This is a genomic window from Janthinobacterium sp. GW821-FHT03C08 (assembly GCF_059420905.1).
The window spans coordinates 28489-49251 of the sequence record NZ_JBWKUP010000011.1 but is presented as its reverse complement, the minus strand read 5'-3'; the positions used below and the strand labels follow the sequence as shown (position 1 = coordinate 49251).

Below are 20763 nucleotides of genomic sequence, written 5' to 3'. Positions count from 1 at the left end.
CAACAAATTAGGTGGCCGGGCTTTCCTGCACCATCCCATCGACAAACAACTTCAATTCTCCGGGCGCAAACGCCGTCCATTGCTCGTTGGTGGTGAGCGGCTGCGTGACGATCACGGCCACCCGGTCCTGCGGCGTGGTGACCTGGGAAAAATCGACGCTGAGGTCTTCATCGGAGAGTTTAGCAGTTGGAAACGGATGTTGTCGCACCAGATAATGCAAGCTGGTGGAGCAATGGGCAAACAGCGCTTCGCCGCTGGAGAGCATCATGTTGAAGGTGCCGTGGGCAGCGATGCCCGGCAACAGCTCCGCCAGCGCCAGGTGCAGGGCCGGCAAGGCCGGCGGCGCGTCGCCGAAGCGCGCGTGCAATTCCTGCAGCAGGTAGCAGAAGGCCAGTTCGCTGTCCGTGCAGCCGACGGGGCGGTAACTGCCCGTCAGCACAGGATGGAACTCCTTCAGGTCGCCGTTATGGGCGAAGACCCAGTAGCGGCCCCACAGTTCGCGCACGAAGGGGTGGCAGTTTTCCAGCGCCACCTGGCCCTGCGTGGCCTTGCGGATATGCGCGATGACATTGCGCGACTTGATGGGATAGCGTTTGATCAGTTCGGCCACGGGCGAAGCGATGGCCGCCTGGTGGTCGACGAAATGGCGCACGCCGGCGCCCTCGAAAAAGGCGATGCCCCAGCCGTCATGGTGGGTATCCGTATGGCCGCCGCGCATGGCGAAGCCGGTAAAACTAAAGACAATGTCCGTGGGGACATTGCAATTCATTCCGAGAAGTTGGCACATGATCTGTTTGCAGCGGGGTAACCCGGCCACCATACCATGCCAGCTTGCCAATTGGTATGGTGGCGATCGCCATCAGAGGAATAGTATCAGTGCAGCAGGACAGGCTGGCTCATCAGGGAATCGTAGCTGCCCAGGAATTCATCGATTTCTTCCATGCTCGGTTCGCTGGCGATCAGTTCCGTGACGTCGCGGCGGAAATGCTGGGCCAGGACGCCGGCAATGAAGGTTTCCCGCTTGCCGCCCTTGTCGACGATTTCATAGCCGCCGAAGCGCAAGGCTTCGAGGTCGACGTCGGCGCCGAATTCCACGACGCTATATTGCTCGCTGTTATAGATCAGGTTCATTTTGCATCCTTCGCTCAGGCAGGAGAAGCTCCTGCGGTTTCAGAACAGAGGTGGGGCTGATACGGCGCCATTTCAAGCGCCATGCCACCCGGCGGGCTACAGAGTTGTAACGAGATGCAAATTGCGACTGCGGTCATGCGATCAGAAAACCTGCGTTCAGGAAACCACGATGTCCACCTGCAGCGCCAGCAGGGCATCATAGGGACTGGCGGTGAGCCAGGTGCGCAGTTGCTCGATATGCGTGGCGTCGGCCAGGCTGATGAACAAGTGCGCGGGGGGATGGCGCAACAGACGATTCAATGTTACACGCAATACGAGATTGCCGCTGCAGCACAGGCAGCCAGGCGCGATGCGCAACAGTTGCAAGGGAAGCGGTGGGGAAGAAGAAACTTGTTCGGCCAGGTCGGCCAGGGGGGAGTTGCCGTCAGCCAATCCTTCCAGGATGACGGCGCTCGCTTGCTGCGGCCGCAAGGCTTGCGCGATGGCGGCCTCGCGCTCGGCGGCACGTCCGCCGCTGACGAGGGTCAGTGGCGTCGCGTGCCGCAAGGCGGGCGTCACAGGCTTTTCTTGGCCAGCTTGCCCGGCTCGACGCCCAGCTGTTTCAGCTTGCGGTACAAATGGGTGCGCTCGAGGCCCGTTTTTTCCGCCACGCGGGTCATGCTGCCCCCTTCGCGGCCCAGGTGGTGTTCGAAATACATGCGCTCGAAGGCGTCGCGCGCCTCGCGCAGGGGCAAGTCGAAGGACAGGTTGTAGCCGTGGCCTTCGGCCACCGCCGGCACGTTGATGCCGGGGCGTACCATCAACTGCTGCGGCGCGCTGCCGCCAAAGCTGGGCACGGGATGGCTGCTTTCTTCGGCGATGACGGGCGCTGCCGGCCGTGGCGCCACGCTCGGCGCGCGCACGGTTTCCTGGGCCCGCGTCAAGCCTTGCTGGACCGCTTTCAGCAGTTTTTGCAGGGCAATCGGCTTTTCCAGGAAGTTCAGCGCGCCGATGCGCGTCGCCTCGACGGCCGTATCGATGGTGGCATGGCCCGACATCATGATCACCGGCATGGTCAGCAAGCCATCGCGCTGCCATTCCTTGAGCAAGGTCACGCCGTCCGTATCGGGCATCCAGATATCCAGCAATACCAGATCCGGCGCACCGGCGGCACGCGCTTCGCGCGCCTGCTGCGCATTTTCGGCCAGCTGGATAGCATGTCCTTCGTCGCCCAGAATTTCCGAGAGCAACTCACGGATACCCATTTCATCATCCACTACGAGTATGTTTGCCATTCGTGTCTTGCCTTCCTCATTTCGCCGGCCGTCGCGCACAAGAGGCACGCGGCGGACAGCTATGATTTTATTAGTGTTTTAAATACTAAACCAGACCCTCAAGCCAGGAATTCCTGGGCCGGAGCGTCGGGAGCTAACTTTAACAGCAAAATGACCACCGAAGCGCCATTGCCGTCGACCCGATTCTCGATATCGATGCGTCCACCATGTTCATCGATGATTTTCTTCACCATCGCCAGGCCCAGGCCCGTGCCGCGCGCCTTCGACGTGACGTAGGGTTCGAAGGCCCGCGCCAGGATCTTCGGCGCGAAACCGGGGCCATTGTCGGTGATGGCCAGCCGCACGGCGATGTTTACGCCGCCGTCCGCACTGCGATAATGAATTGCTTCCGTCCTTACGTCAATCCGAGGATGCGGCGATTCCGGCGGCAGGTCCGCCATGGCGTCCTGTGCATTCTGCAATAAGTTGTGTATGACCTGGCGCAACTGCGTGGGATCGCCCATCACCATGGGCAGGTTCGGCGCCAGCTGCGGGTGGATGATGTCGCCATCGTCGCCGCGCAGGTACAAGTTCAGGATCTCCTCGATCAGCTCATTCAGGCGCAATGGCACCAGCACGGCGGGCGGCGTGCGCGCATAGTCGCGGAAGTCGTCGACCATGCGTTTCATGGCGTCGACCTGCTTGACGATGGTGGTGGTGGCGCGGCTGAGCAGGTCGGCGTCAGGCTGCTCCAGCTTGCCTTCCAGCTTCATCTGCAGGCGCTCGGCCGACAGCTGGATGGGCGTGAGCGGATTCTTGATTTCATGCGCCAGGCGGCGCGCCACCTCGCCCCAGGCGATCGAGCGCTGGGCCGAAATGACGTCGGAAATATCATCGAAGACGACGATATAGCCGCTGCCGGATTCCAGCGGCAAACGCGAGCCGCGGGCCAGCAGGGTGATGTCGTGCTCGTCGGCACTGCTGCCCAGGCGGCGCGGGATCTCGATCTGGCGCTGCCAGTGCAGGCGCTGCAGGTTGCGGCCGGACGCCGATTGCGCGCTCTGCGCAGTGAAGGCGCTGATGATGGCGGCGCCGAATTCTTCCATTCCGGCAATATTGGCCAGCGGCTGGCCCACCATGCTGGCACCCGAATGCTGCAGGATGCGCTCCACCGATTCATTGCAGGTCACCAGCTTGAAATCGCCATCGAGCACCATCACGCCGGCCGACATATTGGCCAGCACGGATTCCAGGTGGGCCTTGGCGTTTTGCAGCGCGGCGCGGTTGCTTTCCACGGCCGTGCGCGCGTCGAGCAGCTGGCGCGTCATGATGTTGAACGATTGCGTCAGCGTTCCCAGCTCATCCTTGGAGGCGACGATGGGGCGCGGCGACAGGTCGCCCTCGGCCACGGCGCGCGTGCCTTCCGCCAGCAGCAGCAGGGGCTGGGCCAGGTTTCCGGCGATCAGGAAGGCGCTGCCGATGGCGCCAAAGATGGCCAGCAGCAAGGTCAAGGTGAGGATTTCCATGTACATCTTGCGCAAGCCCACGCGCGCAACGAAGCGTTCCTTGTACTCGCTGTAGGCGGCGCGCAGCATTTCGCCGTTCGTCGCCAGCTTGGGCGGCACCGATTGCAGCAATTGCAGGTAGCGGGGCGACACGGATGGCCCCGGTACGGCGACCAGCACGCGCAGACGCAGGCCGGCGGCCGCATCGAGGGCAGCCGGTGGCCCGGCGCGGATGCCGCCGCCGCCCGACTCCATGCTGTCGTCATGCAGCTCCAGCCCGCCCTCGGCGGACGCATAGCCGGCCGGCAAGGCTGCCTGCGCCAGCATGGCCGGCGTGGGCAGGTCGGCCGCGCTGTGCGGGCCGGCGCTGGCCAGCAGGACGCCATCGCCGCTGACGATCATGACGTTTTGCATGCCTTCCTCGCGCAGCAGGCTGGTCAGCACCGCCGGACCGGCCACCGGGTCGGCGCGCATTTCGTCGACCGCCTTGTGGCCGCGGTGATCGAGCTCGACCAGGGCCGCATCGAGGCCCGCGCGGCCCAGCTCCAGGCCCGACTCCAGCGCCGCTTCAATCTTGACGTTGAACCACGATTCGATGGAATGGGACACGAAGCGCACGGACACGACGAAAATCACGAGACCGGGCAGGATGCCGACGATGGCGAACAGCATCACCAGGCGCGTCATCAGCTTGGAGCCGAATTTGCCGCTCTTGTAGCGCGCGTACAGGCGCCCCAGGGAAATGCCGACCAGGGCCAGCAGGGAAACGGCCACGGCGGCGTTGAGCCCCAGCAGCCAGGAATAGTAACGGTCGAAGAAGCCGGAATTGTCGGATGCCGAGGCCAGCAGGAACAGCAGGATACTGACAATGCCGCCGCCCACCACCAGCAGATAGCGCAATGCTTGACTCACTACTCCGCCGTATACAAGAAGGTTTTTTTGTTCGAAGCCAGGCGCCAGTCGCTGTTATTGAAGGCATTGACCTGTATCGGCTTGGGCAGGTAGTCGCGGTCCATGCCCATGCGCAAGGTCACGTTATATGTCTGCCCCACTTTCAGCTCGCCGCGCCGCGCCACCAGCCAGCGGCTGGGACGGCGGATCAGGAACAGTGCATCGTCGAGATTGGCAAAGCTCTGCTGCAAGCCGCCACCCGACACATGGTACTGGCGCGTCAGCACGTTGTACGACAGGCGGCTGGTCTGGCGCGCAACGATGGCCTTTTCATCGAACCAGTACCAGCGGGGCCGGGTCAGTTCGATTTCTGTCGTGAAAAACAGGGGCACGCCATGCTGCACGGCATCATCGAGGTCGTGATTGAGCTCGAAGGAGTACGTCGCGGCCAGCTTGTAGCCCTCCTCGCTCGACTCGATATAGGCACGGGTGATCTCGACCATATCGGCGGCATGCGCGCGTGGCATGCTACAGGCCAGCAGCAACAGCAGCGCCAGGAGTCGGAGGAGTCGTGTTGTCACAAGGGTGCCGATAGTGTCCGTAGGAAAAGGTTCGAGGTATCGCTCAAGCCGCATTTTTTTGGAATAGCGCATAGAACAAACCGTCATGGTCCTGCTCCGCGCTGCCAGTCGGCAACAGCTGACCAGGGGCTGTCAAACGGGTCGCATTATTGCGCACCGCAAATGCCGCCGCCTGTGCCTCGGATTCTTGCGGCCACAATGAACACGTCACGAACAGCAATTTACCATCGGGACGCAGCATCTGCCACAGGTTGTCCAGAATTTTGGAGGAAAGTGTTGCAAGTTGGAACGCGTCGCCCTTGCGGCGCAGCCAGCGGATGTCCGGATGGCGGCGCACGATGCCCGAAGCCGTGCACGGTACGTCCGCCAGGATGCGGTCGTACTGCTGGCCGTCCCACCACGCGCTCGATTGCGCGTCCTGCGCCTTCAAGGTCGCTTCCAGGCCCAGGCGCTCGAGGTTTTCCGCGATGCGCGGCAGGCGCTTGGCGTCGGCATCGATGGCGGTGACGTGCACGTCGGCCAGTTCCAGGATGTGGCACGTCTTGCCGCCCGGCGCGGCGCAGGCGTCCAGCACGCGCATGCCGTCCTGCAAGTCCAGCAGCGGCGCGGCCAGTTGCGCGCCAGCATCCTGCACGGACACGACGCCTTGCTCGAAGCCGGGAATCAGCGCCACGCCGATCGGCTTGTCCAGGCGCACGGCGTAGGGTCCCACCTGGCGCGCGGCAATGCCCGCTTCCGCCAGCACGGCCAGATAGGCTTCCACCGTGCTCTTGCGACGGTTCACGCGCAGGGTCAGCGGCGGCACGGCATTGCCCGCCGTCAAAATGGCTTGCCAGTCGCGAGGGTAGGCCAGGCGCAGCGAATCGATCCACCACTGCGGATAATTCCATTGCGCCAATGGCTGCTGCAGGGCCGCTTCCAGCAAGGACTTGCGTTCGCGCAAGAAACGCCGCAAGACGGCGTTCACCATGCCCTTGGCATGCGCCAGGTCAGGGTGCGAGGTCGCTACCGTGACAGCCTGGTCGACAACGGTAAACTCTTCATACGGCTGCTCGCCCGGCTCGGCCGACATCAAGGACAGCGCGCAGCACAGCAGCGCGGCCAGCATCGGCGGCTCGGGCGCCTTCGACGTCATCAGGCCAACGAGGGTTTCGCTGCGGCCCAGCTGGCGCATGGTGCGATAGGAAATATCCTGGATGGCGCCGCGCGCCTGCGGGCTGGCGTTCGATTGCGCAAACACCTTGGCCAGTGCCTGCGGCAGGGCCGTGCCCGTGCGCACTTGCGCCACGGCATTGGCGGCGCCCAGCAGGCAAAACGCCAGCGAGTCGGCGCGCAGATCGGGTTGGAAGCCTGGCTGCAAGACCGGTTTCAGGTCGGGATGGTAGCTGGGACGCAATTTCGGCGCGGCAGGGGCAGAGGCCTGGCCTGGCGCCGGCTTGGTTTTCAATTTCAGCGTGGGGCGCTTGTTCATAGTTATCCGGTGTGGCTGCGCGCGGCTGGCGGCCTGCTGGCACATTCGCGTGCCGCGCGTCATCAATAAAGGGTCGATTGTAGCGTTTGTGGCGCCCGCTGACCCAAGCGATTGCAGTGTACAAGGTAAATTGCGGCAAAAAACTGCATATATACAAGCAGAATGGGCCACGCTGATGTTTTCAAGCACCAACATGTGCATGCCATCCTGACAATATCGTGAAACGCTGCGACAGGGGGCGCCCGCCTGCAAGCGTATTGTTCCCGCCGGCAAACCAGTATAATTAACGCAGTCTGGGCGGCTTGGGTACTTGCCGTCCGTTTTGCTTTTTGATTCATTCTATTCATTCTTAACGCGGTTCCGCCGCCATCCTGCTCATGCTCGCCCAACAGAAACAAGAAATCATCGCCCTGTTCCAGGCCGCCCTCGCTCCCGTCCTGGCCGGCACTTCGCTTGCGCCTTCCGTGGTGCTCGAGCGACCACGCGACGCATCGCACGGCGACGTCGCCTGCAACATCGCCATGCAACTGGCCAAGCAGCTGAAACAGAATCCGCGCGAACTGGCGCAAACCATCGTCACGGCCGTGCTCGCCAACCCGGCCGGCAAGGGCCTGGTCGAAGCGGTGGAAATCGCCGGCCCCGGCTTCATCAACGTGCGCGTATCGAACGCCGCGAAACAGGCTGTCGTGAAGACCATCCTGGCCGAAGCCGACAGCTATGGCCGCAGCACGGCCGGCGCCGGCAAGCAAGTCATCCTGGAATTCGTCTCGGCCAACCCGACCGGCCCCCTGCACGTGGGCCATGGCCGCCAGGCAGCGCTGGGCGACGCCCTGTCGTCGCTGTTCGACGCGCAAGGCTACCAGGTGACGCGCGAGTTCTACTACAACGACGCGGGCGTGCAGATCCAGACCCTGGCCAATTCCGTGCAGGCGCGCGCGCGCGGCTTCAAGCCGGGCGACGCCGAATGGCCCGAGTCCGCCTACAACGGCGACTACATCGCCGACATCGCCAACGACTTCAAGGCCGGCAAGACGGTGTCTGCCAGCGACGGCTTGCCCGCCACGGCGAATGGCAACGTGGACGACATCGATTCGATCCGCCCGTTCGCCGTCACCTACCTGCGCAACGAGCAGGACATCGACCTGCAGGCCTTCGGCGTGAAGTTCGACAATTACTACCTGGAATCGTCGCTGTACGCGGACGGCAAGGTCAACAGCGCAGTGGAAACCTTGATCAAGGCGGGCCACACCTACGAGCAGGATGGCGCGCTGTGGCTGCGCACGACCGACTTCGGCGACGACAAGGACCGCGTCATGCGCAAGACGGACGGCACCTACACGTATTTCGTGCCCGACGTGGCGTATCACCTGGTGAAATGGCAGCGCGGCTTCGTGCAGGCCATCAATATCCAGGGCAGCGACCACCACGGCACCATCGCGCGCGTGCGCGCCGGCCTGCAGGCCGTCGACATGGGCATCCCGCAAGGCTACCCCGACTACGTGCTGCACAAGATGGTCACCGTCATGAAGGATGGCGAGGAAGTGAAGATCTCGAAGCGCGCCGGCTCCTACGTGACCGTGCGCGACCTGATCGAATGGTCGGGCGGCGGCGACATCGCCAAGGGCCGCGACGCCGTGCGCTTCTTCCTGATCTCGCGCAAGGCCGACACGGAATTCGTCTTCGACGTCGACGTCGCGCTGAAAACCACCGATGAAAACCCGGTGTATTACGTGCAGTACGCGCACGCGCGCATCTGCCGCATCCTGGAAAACTGGGGCGGCGATGAAAGCACGATCGCCAACGTCGACCTGTCGCCCTTGACTGCACCGACCGAAGCGACCCTGCTGGCGACCCTGGCCGCCTATCCGGAAACCCTGGCGCGCGCGCAGGCCGAACTGGGACCGCACCAGGTGGCCTTCTACCTGCGCGACCTGGCCGCCAACCTGCACAGCTTCTACTTCGCCGAAAAAGTGCTGGTCGAGGACGAAGCCGTCAAGCTGGCCCGCCTGGCGCTGGTCGTCGCTGCGCGCCAGGTGCTGCGCAACGGCCTGGCACTGATTGGCGTGTCCGCGCCAAGCAAAATGTAATCGCGAAGGTCAACTGTCAATGAATCACGCTTCCCGCTTCACTTCGACCCGGCGCCAGCAAGGCAACACCCTGGTCGGCATCATCATCGGCCTGGTCATCGGCCTGGGCATCGCCGTGGTGGTCGCCCTGGTGATCACCAAGGGCTCCTCGCCCTTCACCGACAAGTCGGGCAAGGCCGGCAAATCGGCCGAACCGACGGCCGGCCAGATCGCCGACCCGAACAAGCCGATGTACGGCAACAAGGAAGCGGCCAAGGAAGCGGCGCGCGACTTCTCCAAGGAGCCGCGCGAGATCGTCACGCCGACGCAGCCAGCCGCACCGGCGCCGGCGCCAGCGCAACAGCCGAAGGCGCCGCCGCCGGACGCATTGCAGGAGCTGATCGGCACCCTGAAGGACAAGCCGGCGCCGAAAGCCCCTGCAGCCGCCCCGGCGCCACAGGCCAAGGCCGAGACGAAGGGTGAAGCCAAGGCCGCCGATGCAGCGGGCGACAAATGGATTTATTATCTGCAGGCTGGCGCCTTCCATGACATGGCAGACGCCGAAAGCACGCGCGGCAAACTGGCCCTGCTGGGCTTCGAGGCGGCCATCAGCGACCGCAGCACCGACGCCGGCGTGCTGCACCGCGTGCGCATCGGGCCGTTCAACCAGCTCGAAGCCATGAACCGCGCACGCACCAAACTGTCCGAAAACGGCATCGATGTCGCCGTCGTCCGCAACCAGAAATAAGGAACCAGCATGCGTTTTCTGAAAAAAGTCCTGTTTGCCGCCGCCCTGTGCGGCATCGCCATGGGCGCGTCGGCCTCGCCGGCCGAGCCAAAGAACGGCGTCGAATACGACACCCTGGCCACGCCGCAGGCGACGGAACCGGGCAAGAAGATCGAAGTGACCGAGTTTTTCGCGTATTACTGCCCCCATTGCAACGTGCTCGAGCCGCAGCTGGCGGCCTGGGTCAAGAAGCAGGGCGACAACATCGTCTTCAAGCGCGTGCACGTCTCGCGCGACGACAGCGTGGCGCCGCAACAGCGCTTGTTCTTCACCCTGCAGGCCATGGGCCTGCTCGACAAGCTGCACGCCAGGGTGTTTAACGCCATGCACGTGGAGCGCAACCGCCTGGCCACCGATGACGCCGTGTTCGACTTCGTCGCCAAGCAGGGCGTGGATCGCCAGAAGTTCATCGACACCTACCGCTCGATGGGCATCTCGGCCCGCGTGCGCAAGACCGATGCCATGATGCAGGCGTATAACGTCACGTTCTGGCCCATGATCGCCATTGACGGCCGCTACATCACCTCGCCTTCGCAGGCGAACCAGGGCAGCAAGTCGGCACAGAACGAAGAGCAGCTCAATGCCCAGGCATTGACCGTGATGGACGTGCTGGTGGCGAAAGCCAAAGCGGAAAAGAAGTAAGCATGTCTATCTCCCTGGCGCAGCCCCGGCACGCGCGCATCGCCTGATGCACGGCGTTTTTATCACGGGGGCGTCGAGCGGACTGGGCGCCGCCCTGGCGCTGCAGTACGCGCGCCAGGGCGCCCGACTGGGCTTGCTGGCCCGCCGCGGCGAGACCCTGCAGCAGCTGATCGCTTCCCTGCCCCACCCTGAACGCCACCGCGCCTACGCCGTCGACGTGTGCGACCACGCCGCATTGAAAAGCGCAGCCGACGATTTCATCGCCCATGCCAGACGCATCGACGTCGTCATCGCCAGCGCCGGCGTGTCGTATGGCACCCTGACGGAGCACGCGGAAGACCTCGATGCCTTCGCCCGCTTGATGGCCATCAACGTCACGGCCACCGTCGCCACCTTTGCCCCCTTCATCGCCGCCATGAAAAGCCAGGGCAGCGGACGCCTGGTGGGCATCGGCAGCGTGGCCGGCATCCGCGGCCTGCCCGGCGCCGAAGCGTACAGCGCCTCGAAGGCGGCCGTCATCAGCTACTGCGAATCGCTGCGCCTGGAGCTCAAGCCGGCCGGCGTGAAGGTCGTCACCATCACGCCCGGCTACATCGACACGCCGATGACGCGGCATAACGCCTACCGCATGCCCTTCCTGATGCCGGCCGAAAAATTCGCCGCGCGCGCCGCCCGCGCCATCGCCGACGGCGACAGCTACCGCGTGATCCCGTGGCAGATGGGCGTCGTCGCCAAGCTGCTGCGCGCCCTGCCCAATGCCCTCTACGACATGGCCTTCGCCAACGCGCCGCACAAGGCGCGCAGCAAGCCATCCGGCGACAGCCAGTAAAACCATTCCCTGCCCATGACGAAGCACTCAGACCTGAACAGCGCGGCCATCGCCGCCCATTGCGCCACGGGAGCGGCCCACGTGGCCATCGAAGTGGTCGACGAAACCGGCTCGACCAACGCCGACCTGCTGGCGCGCTGCGCCACCCTGGCCGGCCCCACCCTGCGCATCGCCGGCCAGCAGACGGCAGGGCGCGGGCGCGCCGGACGTCCCTGGGTGTCGCAGCCCGACGCCAGCCTGATGTTCTCGCTGGCCTGGCCCTTCAAGGGGCCGCTGCACCGGCTGGTCGGCCTGCCGCTGGCCGTCGGCGTGGCGCTGGCCGAAAGCATGACGGCGCTGGGCGTGCCGGTGCAATTGAAGTGGCCGAACGACCTGCTCAAGGATGGCCACAAGCTGGCCGGCATCCTCGTCGAGACGCAGCAGGCGCAGGGCAACGATAGTGGCGGCGTGTGGGCCGTCATCGGCTGCGGCATCAATTTGCTGATGCCCGATGCGCTGGAACGGCAGATCGGACGCAGCGTCTCGGCCGTGCCGTGGCTGGCACAGATGGAGCGCAACACCCTGGTGGCGGCGCTCCTGAGCCGCCTGGCCGGCGTGCTGGCCGAATTCGACGACACAGGCTTTGCGCCGTTTGCCGAGCGCTGGAACCTGCTGCACGCATGGCAGGGCCAGCACGTGAAAATCCTCGACAACGGCCAATTGCTGCAGCAAGGCGTGGCAGCCGGCGTGGATGAACTGGGCCGGCTGCTGCTGCGCGGCGACGACGACGGCCTGCAACAGATCATGTCCGGCGACGTTTCCTTGCGCCTGGCACAGGAGTAAGTGCATGCTACTGCTGATCGACGCCGGTAACACGCGCATCAAATGGGCGCTGGCCGCGCCCGCCGGCGCGCCCGGCGCCTGGCTGGCCAGCGGCGCCGTGACGCACGCCCAGCTCGATACCTTGCAGGCGGCCTGGCGCAGCCTGGCCATCTCTGCCGTGCTACTGTCGAACGTGGCGGGAACGGCCATCGGCGCGCGCCTGCGGGCGCAGCTGCCGGCCAGGCTCCCGCCGCAAGCCATCGCCACCTTCGCGTCGCTGCCGGCGCTGGCCGGCGTGACGAACGATTACCGCGAGCCGTCGCAACTGGGCTGCGACCGCTTTGCCGCCGCCATCGGCGCCCATGCGCTGGCGCCGGGCCAGGCCGTCATCGTCGCCAATTGCGGCACCGCCACCACCATCGACGCCGTCACGGCCGACGGCGTCTTCCTGGGCGGGATGATCTTGCCGGGACTGGGCCTGATGGCCAGTTCGCTGGCGCGCAATACGGCGCAGTTGCCGCAGATCGCCGGCAACAGCCCCCTGCCGGCCGGTTTCGCCGACAACACGGACGATGCCATCCTCTCGGGTTGCCTGGCGGCGCAGGCGGGCGCCATCGAACGGGCCGTGCGCATGCATGGCGCCAGCGCCTGCCTGCTGTCCGGCGGCGCGGCGCCGCGCATCGCGCCAGCCCTGGCCTTGCCCGTGCCGCTGCACCTGGTGGACAATATCGTCATGCTCGGCCTGCAGGCGGCCGCGCGCGCAGGCGACGGGCCAGGAACTCAAGGAGAACACACGTGCTGAAATTCGTCTTCTGGCTGCTCGCCGGCGTCAACCTGCTGGTGTTCGCCATCGGCCAGGGCTACCTGGGCAGTTTCCGCAGCGAGACGCACGAGCCGGGGCGCCTGAAAAACCAGCTGCAGGCGACCAGGCTCACCTTGCTGACGCAGGAGCAGGCCATGGCGCCCGCGGCGCCAGCGGCCACCGAAGAAGCGGCGGCGCCTGCCGTTGCGGCGCCGCCGCTGTCGTACGCATGCACGGAGGTGGGCAATTTCCTGCTGGCCGACGCACGCCGCTTTGAGGCGCAAGTCGCTGCGCTGGACCTGGGCGACCGCCAGTCGCGCCGCAACGTGGCTGGCCAGGAAGTGTCCAGCTACATGGTGTACATCCCACCGCAGGGCAGCAAGGAAGGTGCCGACCGCAAGGCCGGCGAATTGAAGCAGCTGGGCGTGACGAATTACTTCATCATGAATGAAAGCAGCCCGACGCGCTGGGGCATTTCACTGGGGGTCTTCAAGTCGGAAAGCGGCGCGCAGACCCAGCTGGCATCGCTGAACAAGCAGGGCGTGCACAGCGCCCGCATCGCTCCCCGCTACACGGCCAGCAAGCAACTGGCCTACCAGTTCCGCGACCTCGACGCGGCCACGCGCGCGCGCCTGGAAAAGATCAAGGCGCAATTCCCGGAGCAGGATCTGCGCAGCTGCAAATAAGCTGCGCCAGGCGCGGCTGGCAAACTATTCAGCGCCAGGCGCCATGCCGCAGGCAGTACGATGTACGACAAGGCATGGCAACAACGCCATGCACTCTTTTCAGGCGCCTACCGCTGAATGACGATGGGCTTGATCCCGGTCGATTCCGGCAAGCTGGCCGCCGCCCGTGCCGCATCGGCGCGGCTGGAAAACGGGCCGCCATACAGACGGAACAAATTGCCTGCCTGCACCACGCCCAGGGTACCCAGGGCCGTGTACGGCGCCAGGCGCGCGCGCCCCGTTTCCGCATTGTCGGCGCGCGAATACGCACCCAGCTGCAGATAGAAGCCGCTTTCCAGCGCCGCCGGCGCCGGTGCCGCGACCGTCGCGTCGACGGCGACCATTTGCGACGACACGACCGGCTGCACCACTTCTCCCGTTTCCACCGGCGTATCGATGGAAATGGCCACCACCGATGGCGTCAGCGGCGCCGGCTTCGGCGCTGCGCGGGCGGCCAGGATGGCATCGATATCGGCCGGCAGCAGCCGCTCGACCACCACCTGGTGGCTCCCTTTGCCCAGAAAGCCCAATTTCAGCGCCGCCGTGTAGGACACGTCGATGACGCGCGTGGCGTGGAACGGTCCGCGGTCGTTGATGCGCACGATGACCTGCTCGCCGCTGTCGATGCTCGTCACGCGCGCATACGAGGGAATCGGCAAGGTCGGGTGGGCCGCCGTCATCTTGTACATGTCGTAGATCTCGCCCGACGAAGTGCGCTGACCATGGAATTTCTTGCCATACCAGGTGCCCGTGCCCTTCTGGGTAAACGGCTCGTTGTCGGTGATCGGCGTGTAGGTCTTGCCGAAGACGACGTAGGGGCGGTTCGAGCGCGTGGAATACGGCTCGTTGCGCACTTCCGCATCGGGCACGTCGCGCAGGTTAGGCGGGGGATTGTCGCCCGGGCCGTCATCCTTGTAGTAGCCGCCGCGCCCGGAACCGGCCGCCGGCAACGCCGGCAGGGTGGGGTCCTGGCGCACGGGCACCTTGACCTTGCCGCCGGACGGCAGCGGCACGTTGCCCGAGCCGGACTTGGTCGGCGTGGTGCCGCAGGCGGCCAGGGTCAGCAGGACGGCCAGGCCCAGGCCGCGCATGGCGAAGGTATCAACAGGCGCGCGCATCAGGTCTGCACCAGTTTGCGATGACGCTGAATGCTCATCAGGATGCCGGTGGCCACGCCCAGGGTCAGCAGCGCAGTGCCGCCGTAGCTGAGGAAAGGCAGGGGCACGCCGACCACCGGCAAAATGCCGCTGACCATGCCCATGTTTACAAAGGCGTAAGTAAAGAAAATCATCGTTATCGCTCCTGCCAGCAGGCGAGTGAAAAAACTGGGGGCATTGGCGGCGATCATCAGCCCCCTTCCCACCAGCAGCAAATACATCAGCATCAGGATCAGGTTGCCGACCAGGCCGAACTCTTCGGAATACACGGCAAAAATGAAGTCGGTGGTGCGCTCAGGAACGAATTCCAGGTGCGCTTGCGTGCCATGCGTCCAGCCCTTGCCCGTCATGCCGCCGGAACCGATGGCGATGATGGACTGGATGATGTGGAAGCCCTTGCCCAGCGGGTCCTTGGTCGGGTCGATCAGCATCATCACGCGGTCGCGCTGGTAGTCGTGCATGTGCGACCAGGCGACGGGCAGGTAGCAGCCAACGACGAGAAACAGGCCCAGCATGACTTTCCACGACAGGCCGGCGAGGAAAATCACGGTAAAGCCGGCCGCCACCACCAGCAGCGCCGTGCCCAGGTCGGGCTGGCGCGCGATCAGATACACGGGCACGAGCAGCAGCACGGCCGCGATCAGGAAGGATTTCCAGCGCAGCAAACCGGCATTTTGCTGGAAAAACCAGGCCAGCATCAGCGGCGTGGCGATCTTCAGGAACTCGGACGGCTGGATGTCGATCACGCCGATGTGCAGCCAGCGCCGCGCGCCGAGCTTGATGGTGCCGAACAGCGCCACGGCCACCAGCAGCAGCACCGAGACCGTGTACGCGGGCACGGCGATGCGCATCATCATCTGCGGCGTGACGTTGGCCGCCACCCACATGACGAAAAAGCACAGCAGGATGTTGCGCAGATGGTCCTCGATCTTGCCGGGGATGCCGATGCTGGCCGAATACAGGGTCAGCAAACTGGTGCTGAGCAGCATCAGGATGATGATCATCAGCGGCGGATCGAACACCGCCAGGTAGGGTTTGGCGCGCCGCCACAGCGAGCGCCTCTCGTTAATGGGCATGTGCTTCCTTAGTGCCTTGGGGTCGGGCGCGCCGCCATGGCGAGCGCCTCTCGTAATAAGCAAGGTTTCATTGCTGTCTGGCAGGCGCCGCCGGGGCAGCCTGCTCGTCCGTGATTTCTTCCAGGGTACGCACTTCGTCGACATCTTCCTTGGGCACCTTGGTGGTGTCCTTTTCCTTGTCGCTCGGGCGCTTGCCCAGCAGGTAGTAGTCGAGCGCCTTGCGCGCGATCGGCGCGGCCACGCCGGCGCCGAAGCCCGCGTTTTCCACCACGATGGCAATCGCGATGCGCGGCTTGTCGGCCGGCGCAAAGGCGGTAAACAAGGCGTTGTCGCGCAGGCGTTCGGCCAGCAGCTTGGCATTGTACTTCTCGTTCTTCTTGATGCCCACCACCTGCGCCGTACCCGTCTTGCCGCCCACCGTGTACTGCACGCCGGCGAAGATGCGCGCGGCCGTGCCGCCCTGTTCGCTGGTCACGCCCACCATGGCGCGCTTGATGGTATCGATGTTTTCCTGCTTGAGCGCGATGCGGTAGCTTTCCTTGGGCACCGTCAGGGTGCGCGCGCGCGTGCTGGCGTCTTCGATGATCTTCACCAGATGCGGCTTCATCACCACGCCGTTATTGGCCAGGTTGGCCGTCGCGTGGGCGATCTGCAACGGCGTATAGGAATTGTAGCCGGAGCCGTTACTCACCGAAATCGTGTCGCCGCCCACCCATTTTTTCTGCTGCGGCGTCTTGAAGCGGTTGCGCTTCCATTCCGTCGACGGCAGCACGCCCGTCTTTTCGTTATTCAGGTCGATGCCCGTCAGCTGGCCGAAGCCGAACGGCTTCATGAAGTCGTGGATGGCGTCGATGCCCATGTCGCGCCCCAGCTGGTAATAATAGGTATTGCACGAGACGACGATGGACTTGTGCATGTCGACCGTGCCATGGCCGCCCACTTTGTCGTCGCGGAAGGTGTGCCCGCCCAGGATGAAGAAGCCGGGGTCGGAAATCGACTGGCTCGGCGTGCGCTTGCCCAATTCGAGTGCGGCCAGCGCCATGAAGGGCTTGAAGGTCGAACCGGGCGCATAGGTGCCGGACAGGGGACGGTTGACCATCGGCCGGTCCAGCGAGGTATTGAGTTCGTTCCAGCTCTGCTGGTCGATGCCGTCGACGAACAGGTTCGGGTCGTAGCCTGGCTTGGAGACGTAGGCCAGGATGTCGCCCGTGGCAGGATCGATCGCCACGGCCGCGCCGCGCCATTCGCCGAATGCTTCCTCGACCACCTTCTGCAGTTCGATGTCGATCGACAGGATCAGGTTGTTGCCGGGCGTGGCCGCCGTGCGCGACAGGGTGCGCATGGCGCGTCCGCCGGCCGACACTTCCACCTCTTCATAGCCGGTGGTGCCATGCAGCTGCTTCTCGTAGCTTTTCTCCAGGCCTTCCTTGCCGATATGGTCGGTGCCGTTGTAGTTGGCCGCGTCCTCGCCCTCTTCCAGGGTCTTGGCTTCATTGCGGTTGATGCGGCCGATGAAGCCCACCACGTGCGAGGCGATCTCGCCCATCGGATACTGGCGGAACAGGCGCGCCTGCACTTCCACGCCCGGGAAGCGGAAACGCTGCGCCGTGAAGCGCGCCACTTCCTCGTCCGTCAGGCGCGTGCGCAGGGGCACGCTGACGAAATTCTTCGACTCTTCCAGCAGTTTCTTGAAGCGGCGGCGGTCCTTGATGTCGACCTGGATCAGGGTCGACAGCTCGTCGATCACGGAGTCCAGGCTGGCACTGAGTTTCGACGGCGTGATTTCCAGCGTGTAGGCCGAGTAATTGCGCGCCAGGACCACGCCATTGCGGTCGAGGATCAGGCCCCGTGTGGGCACGATGGGCACGACGGCGATGCGGTTGTCCTCGGCCTTGGTGGCGTAATCCTCGTGCTTGATCACCTGCAGCCAGATGAAGCGCGCCAGCAGCAGCGAAAAGCAGACGAAGACGAGCCCGCCCAGCACGGTCAGGCGCATGCGGAAAAAATGCAGTTCGCGCTCGGTATTCTTAAGTTCAGTCATGGCAGGCGCCCGTCAAATCGGCCGATTGTGGTCGCGGTCCACGGCGCGGCGCTGCGGCGCCAGCAGGATCCAGGTGACGAAGGGCCACAGGGCCACGGCAACGAAGCTCTCGATGAAGTTGAGCCAGCCGGGAAAACGCCCCGAGACGATCAATCGCGTCAGCAACTGCAGCGCCTGCGTCAGCAGCAGCAGCGGCAGCACGTGCAGCGCCTGCGTCATGACGGGGAACCACAGCACGCGGCGGTGCATCATGATGGCAAAGTACGACAGCAGGGTATAGGCCAGCGCATTCTCGCCCAGCAGGGTCGAGTCATGCACGTCCATCATCAGGCCCATGAAGAATGCCACGCCGATGCCGACTTTGCGCGGCTGGTGGATGCCCCAGAAGACCAGCACGAGGGCGACGAAATCGGGCACGCCGACGAACTGCCCCCATGGCAGCAAGTTCAGCAGAAACGCGCACAGCAGGGAAAAGCCGATGAACAGGGGGCTGACGGGCAGCAGGATGTAGTGCGGGCGGTTCATCGTGTCGCCTCCTTCGGTGGCACGGCAGCCGGCGCTGGCGTCGCGGCCGGCGCAGTTGCCGGCTTCGGCGCAGGTGCAGCCGGCGGCTTCGCCGCTGGCGCCGTTGCCGCATTGGCGGCGGGCGCGGCGGCCGGGGTTGTCGCCGCCGCCGGGTCCTTGATCGGCGCCATCTTGCCGGCGATCTTGCGGCCCGTCTTGACATCTTCGGCGGGCGGACGTGGCGGTATGTCTGGCGACGTCATCAGAATGAGCAGCTGGGTATTGCGTTCGATGCCGGCCAGCGGCTGGCACACGACACGGCCGAACGGGCCGTGCGCATTGCGTTCGACCAGGGTCACGCGCGCCACGGCCAGGCCGGCAGGGTACAGGCCATCGAGACCGGAGGTAATGACGATGTCGCCAATCTGGATATCGGCGCTGGGGGCCGTGAAGCGCAGTTCCATGGTGCCGGACTTGCCGCGGCCGATGGCCACGCTGCGCACGCCGTTGCGCAGCAGCTGCACGGGAATGGCCTGCTCTTCATCGGTCAGCAGGGTCACTTCGGACGTAAACGGGAACACCCGCGTGACCTGTCCCACCACGCCCAGGTTGTCGATCACGGGGCGGCCCAGTTCGACGCCATTCTGGATGCCGCGATCGAGCACGATCTTGCGCGTGGCCGAATCACGCGTGTCATACAGCACTTCGGCCAACTGGGTCTTGACGGGCACGCGCTCGCGCGCCTCCATCAGTTTGCGCAAATGGTTGTTTTCCACGATGTTGAGCTGCGCCTGCTGCAGGATCTGCGCCGAGGCGATCTGTTCGTGCTTCAGGTCGCGCACCTGTTTTTCCAGGGCGGACAGCGAAGAAAAGTAATTGCCGACGCCGAGCGCCACGTCGCGCGGCACCAGGGCCGCCATCTGCACCGGATACAGCACGGTGCCAACGGCCTGGCGCACGGCCGTCAGCGCGTGCATGCGCGAATCGACCAGCAGCAGGGCGATAGAAATGCCGGCGAACACCATCATCTTGACGCGGGCGGAGGCGCCTTGTTTGAAAAGTGGCGGAGGACTGTATTCCATGACATCCAATAATCAGGCGCAGTGCGCCAACGTACAGGCCCCGGGCAAACGCCGGCGCCAAAACCAAAAAAAGGCCGGAGATGGTTTCCGGCCCTTCTGTCAGATTATTCGTAGGAGAAGATCGAGCCGAGCTTGTCCATACGTTCCAGTGCCATACCGGAACCGCGCACCACGCAGGTGAGCGGGTCCTCGGCCACCAGCACCGGCAGGCCGGTTTCCTCCATCAGCAGGCGGTCCAGGTCGCGCAGCAGTGCGCCGCCGCCCGTCAGCATCATGCCTTTTTCGGCGATGTCGGCGCCCAGCTCCGGCGGCGTCTGTTCCAGCGCGTTCTTCACGGCCGAGACGATGTTGTTCAGCGGGTCCGTCAGCGCTTCGAGGATCTCGTTGCTGGAAATGGTGAACGAGCGGGGAATGCCTTCGGACAGGTTGCGGCCCTTGACTTCCATTTCCTTCACTTCCGAACCCGGGAAGGCCGAACCGATGGCCTTCTTGATGGCTTCGGCCGTCTGTTCGCCGATCAGCATGCCGTAGTTGCGGCGGATGTAGTTGACGATGGCTTCATCGAACTTGTCGCCGCCGACGCGCACGGACCCCTTGTAGACCATGCCGCCCAGCGAGATGATGCCCACTTCCGTCGTGCCGCCGCCGATGTCGACCACCATCGAGCCCGTCGCTTCCGACACGGGCAGGCCCGCGCCGATGGCCGCTGCCATCGGTTCTTCGATCAGGTACACCTGCGAGGCGCCGGCGCCCAGGGCCGATTCGCGGATCGCGCGGCGCTCGACCTGGGTCGAACCGCACGGCACGCAAATGATGATGCGCGGCGACGGACGGAAGAATTTCGAGTCGTGCACCATGCGGATGAATTGCTTGAGCATCTGCTCGGTCACGGTGAAGTCGGCGATCACGCCATCTTTCATCGGACGAATCGCTTCGATATTGCCCGGCACCTTGCCCAGCATCTGCTTGGCTTCCTTGCCGACTGCCTGAATGGTCTTCTTGCCATTCGGACCGCCTTCCTGGCGGATGGCGACGACGGACGGCTCGTCCAGGACGATACCGAGGCCGCGCACATAAATAAGAGTGTTGGCCGTGCCCAAGTCAATGGCCAGATCGGTGGAGATATACCTGCGTAAAAAACCAAACATGAGTGTCCTGTAGCGCATCGAGCTGCGCAAAAGCTGTTTATGGGGAGTTTCAAAGCGGGCGCTTTCAGGCACCCTGAAAATCCATGAAGGCGGTTTTTCCGGGTTTCGCTTGGCGCTTGCGCAATCTTTTCTATGCTGCGGCAGCGGTCCATCAGCGCCGGCAACGCATTAACCCGCCATTCTACCTTATAATTTGAATGCGATTTGCCCAAAAACCATGGAAAAGTGCGACTCTTGCAGCCGCGAGTTACGCGGCATTCCTCGGTTTTTG

The 20763-nt window shown here is 64.4% G+C and carries 20 protein-coding genes; 7 read left to right on the top strand and 13 right to left on the bottom strand.

Annotated elements, in window-relative coordinates; translation table 11 throughout:
- Positions 1–7: 7 nt before the first annotated feature.
- From AC07VL_RS16990 to rsmB, 7 genes are all read right to left on the bottom strand, one after another.
- The gene (locus tag AC07VL_RS16990) at positions 8–787 is read right to left on the bottom strand and encodes a class II glutamine amidotransferase (RefSeq protein ID WP_494806881.1); all 780 of its coding nucleotides are present in this window, start codon (positions 785–787) and stop codon (positions 8–10) included.
- An 86-nt stretch (positions 788–873) separates the two neighbouring features.
- Positions 874–1131, bottom strand: a complete 258-nt coding sequence (locus AC07VL_RS16985) for a BTH_I0359 family protein (protein ID WP_010393222.1) — start codon at positions 1129–1131, stop codon at positions 874–876.
- 156 nt (positions 1132–1287) lie between these two features.
- On the bottom strand, positions 1288–1689 hold the full coding sequence (locus AC07VL_RS16980) for a GTPase (RefSeq protein WP_494806880.1): 402 nt from the start codon (positions 1687–1689) through the stop codon (positions 1288–1290).
- Positions 1686–2405, bottom strand: a complete 720-nt coding sequence (locus AC07VL_RS16975; protein WP_290605122.1) for a response regulator — start codon at positions 2403–2405, stop codon at positions 1686–1688. Before AC07VL_RS16975 ends, AC07VL_RS16980 begins: the two co-directional genes overlap by 4 nt.
- A 98-nt stretch (positions 2406–2503) precedes the next feature.
- Entirely contained in the window at positions 2504–4801 is a 2298-nt protein-coding gene (locus tag AC07VL_RS16970) for a sensor histidine kinase (RefSeq protein ID WP_494806879.1), read from the bottom strand.
- On the bottom strand, positions 4801–5307 hold the full coding sequence (locus AC07VL_RS16965; protein ID WP_290605124.1) for a DUF4390 domain-containing protein: 507 nt from the start codon (positions 5305–5307) through the stop codon (positions 4801–4803). Before AC07VL_RS16965 ends, AC07VL_RS16970 begins: the two co-directional genes overlap by 1 nt.
- 97 nt (positions 5308–5404) lie before the next feature.
- Positions 5405–6832, bottom strand: coding sequence for a 16S rRNA (cytosine(967)-C(5))-methyltransferase RsmB (gene rsmB / locus AC07VL_RS16960; protein ID WP_494806878.1), 1428 nt, complete (start codon positions 6830–6832; stop codon positions 5405–5407).
- Positions 6833–7209: 377 nt separating this feature from the next.
- Between rsmB and argS the strand changes: the two genes are divergently transcribed.
- Genes argS through AC07VL_RS16925 form a run of 7 tightly spaced genes read left to right on the top strand, consistent with a single transcriptional unit; the run spans position 7210 to position 13445 of the window.
- The gene (argS, locus tag AC07VL_RS16955) at positions 7210–8919 is read left to right on the top strand and encodes an arginine--tRNA ligase (RefSeq protein ID WP_494806877.1); all 1710 of its coding nucleotides are present in this window, start codon (positions 7210–7212) and stop codon (positions 8917–8919) included.
- Between the two features lie 19 nt (positions 8920–8938).
- Positions 8939–9646, top strand: coding sequence for an SPOR domain-containing protein (locus tag AC07VL_RS16950; RefSeq protein WP_494806876.1), 708 nt, complete (start codon positions 8939–8941; stop codon positions 9644–9646).
- Positions 9647–9655: 9 nt separating this feature from the next.
- A complete protein-coding gene (locus AC07VL_RS16945; RefSeq protein WP_494806875.1) occupies positions 9656–10327 on the top strand; it encodes a thiol:disulfide interchange protein DsbA/DsbL in 672 nt (223 codons plus the stop codon).
- A gap of 46 nt (positions 10328–10373) precedes the next feature.
- Complete coding sequence (locus tag AC07VL_RS16940; RefSeq protein ID WP_494806874.1) at positions 10374–11156, top strand: SDR family oxidoreductase; 783 nt, start codon at positions 10374–10376, stop codon at positions 11154–11156.
- A gap of 15 nt (positions 11157–11171) precedes the next feature.
- Positions 11172–11978 carry a biotin--[acetyl-CoA-carboxylase] ligase gene (locus AC07VL_RS16935; RefSeq protein ID WP_494806873.1) on the top strand — a complete coding sequence of 269 codons (807 nt, stop codon included), beginning with the start codon at positions 11172–11174 and terminating at the stop codon, positions 11976–11978.
- Positions 11979–11982: 4 nt separating this feature from the next.
- Positions 11983–12759 (top strand): type III pantothenate kinase, encoded by a 777-nt coding sequence (locus AC07VL_RS16930; RefSeq protein ID WP_494806872.1) that lies wholly within the window; start codon positions 11983–11985, stop codon positions 12757–12759.
- Positions 12753–13445 carry an SPOR domain-containing protein gene (locus AC07VL_RS16925; RefSeq protein ID WP_494806871.1) on the top strand — a complete coding sequence of 231 codons (693 nt, stop codon included), beginning with the start codon at positions 12753–12755 and terminating at the stop codon, positions 13443–13445. The genes AC07VL_RS16930 and AC07VL_RS16925 overlap by 7 nt, the downstream gene beginning before the upstream one ends.
- 107 nt (positions 13446–13552) lie before the next feature.
- On the opposite strand, the gene AC07VL_RS16920 is transcribed toward AC07VL_RS16925, so the two are convergent.
- From AC07VL_RS16920 to AC07VL_RS16895, 6 genes are all read right to left on the bottom strand, one after another.
- Positions 13553–14602: a septal ring lytic transglycosylase RlpA family protein gene (locus AC07VL_RS16920; protein ID WP_494806870.1), complete on the bottom strand. Its 1050-nt coding sequence runs from the start codon at positions 14600–14602 to the stop codon at positions 13553–13555.
- The gene (rodA, locus tag AC07VL_RS16915) at positions 14602–15717 is read right to left on the bottom strand and encodes a rod shape-determining protein RodA (RefSeq protein WP_290605143.1); all 1116 of its coding nucleotides are present in this window, start codon (positions 15715–15717) and stop codon (positions 14602–14604) included. The genes AC07VL_RS16920 and rodA overlap by 1 nt, the downstream gene beginning before the upstream one ends.
- Before the next feature lie 67 nt (positions 15718–15784).
- Positions 15785–17758, bottom strand: a complete 1974-nt coding sequence (mrdA, locus tag AC07VL_RS16910; RefSeq protein WP_494806869.1) for a penicillin-binding protein 2 — start codon at positions 17756–17758, stop codon at positions 15785–15787.
- Between the two features lie 12 nt (positions 17759–17770).
- On the bottom strand, positions 17771–18283 hold the full coding sequence (gene mreD / locus AC07VL_RS16905; RefSeq protein WP_494806868.1) for a rod shape-determining protein MreD: 513 nt from the start codon (positions 18281–18283) through the stop codon (positions 17771–17773).
- Entirely contained in the window at positions 18280–19344 is a 1065-nt protein-coding gene (gene mreC, locus AC07VL_RS16900; RefSeq protein WP_494806867.1) for a rod shape-determining protein MreC, read from the bottom strand. Before mreC ends, mreD begins: the two co-directional genes overlap by 4 nt.
- Before the next feature lie 104 nt (positions 19345–19448).
- On the bottom strand, positions 19449–20492 hold the full coding sequence (locus AC07VL_RS16895; protein WP_010393186.1) for a rod shape-determining protein: 1044 nt from the start codon (positions 20490–20492) through the stop codon (positions 19449–19451).
- Positions 20493–20763 lie beyond the last annotated feature (271 nt).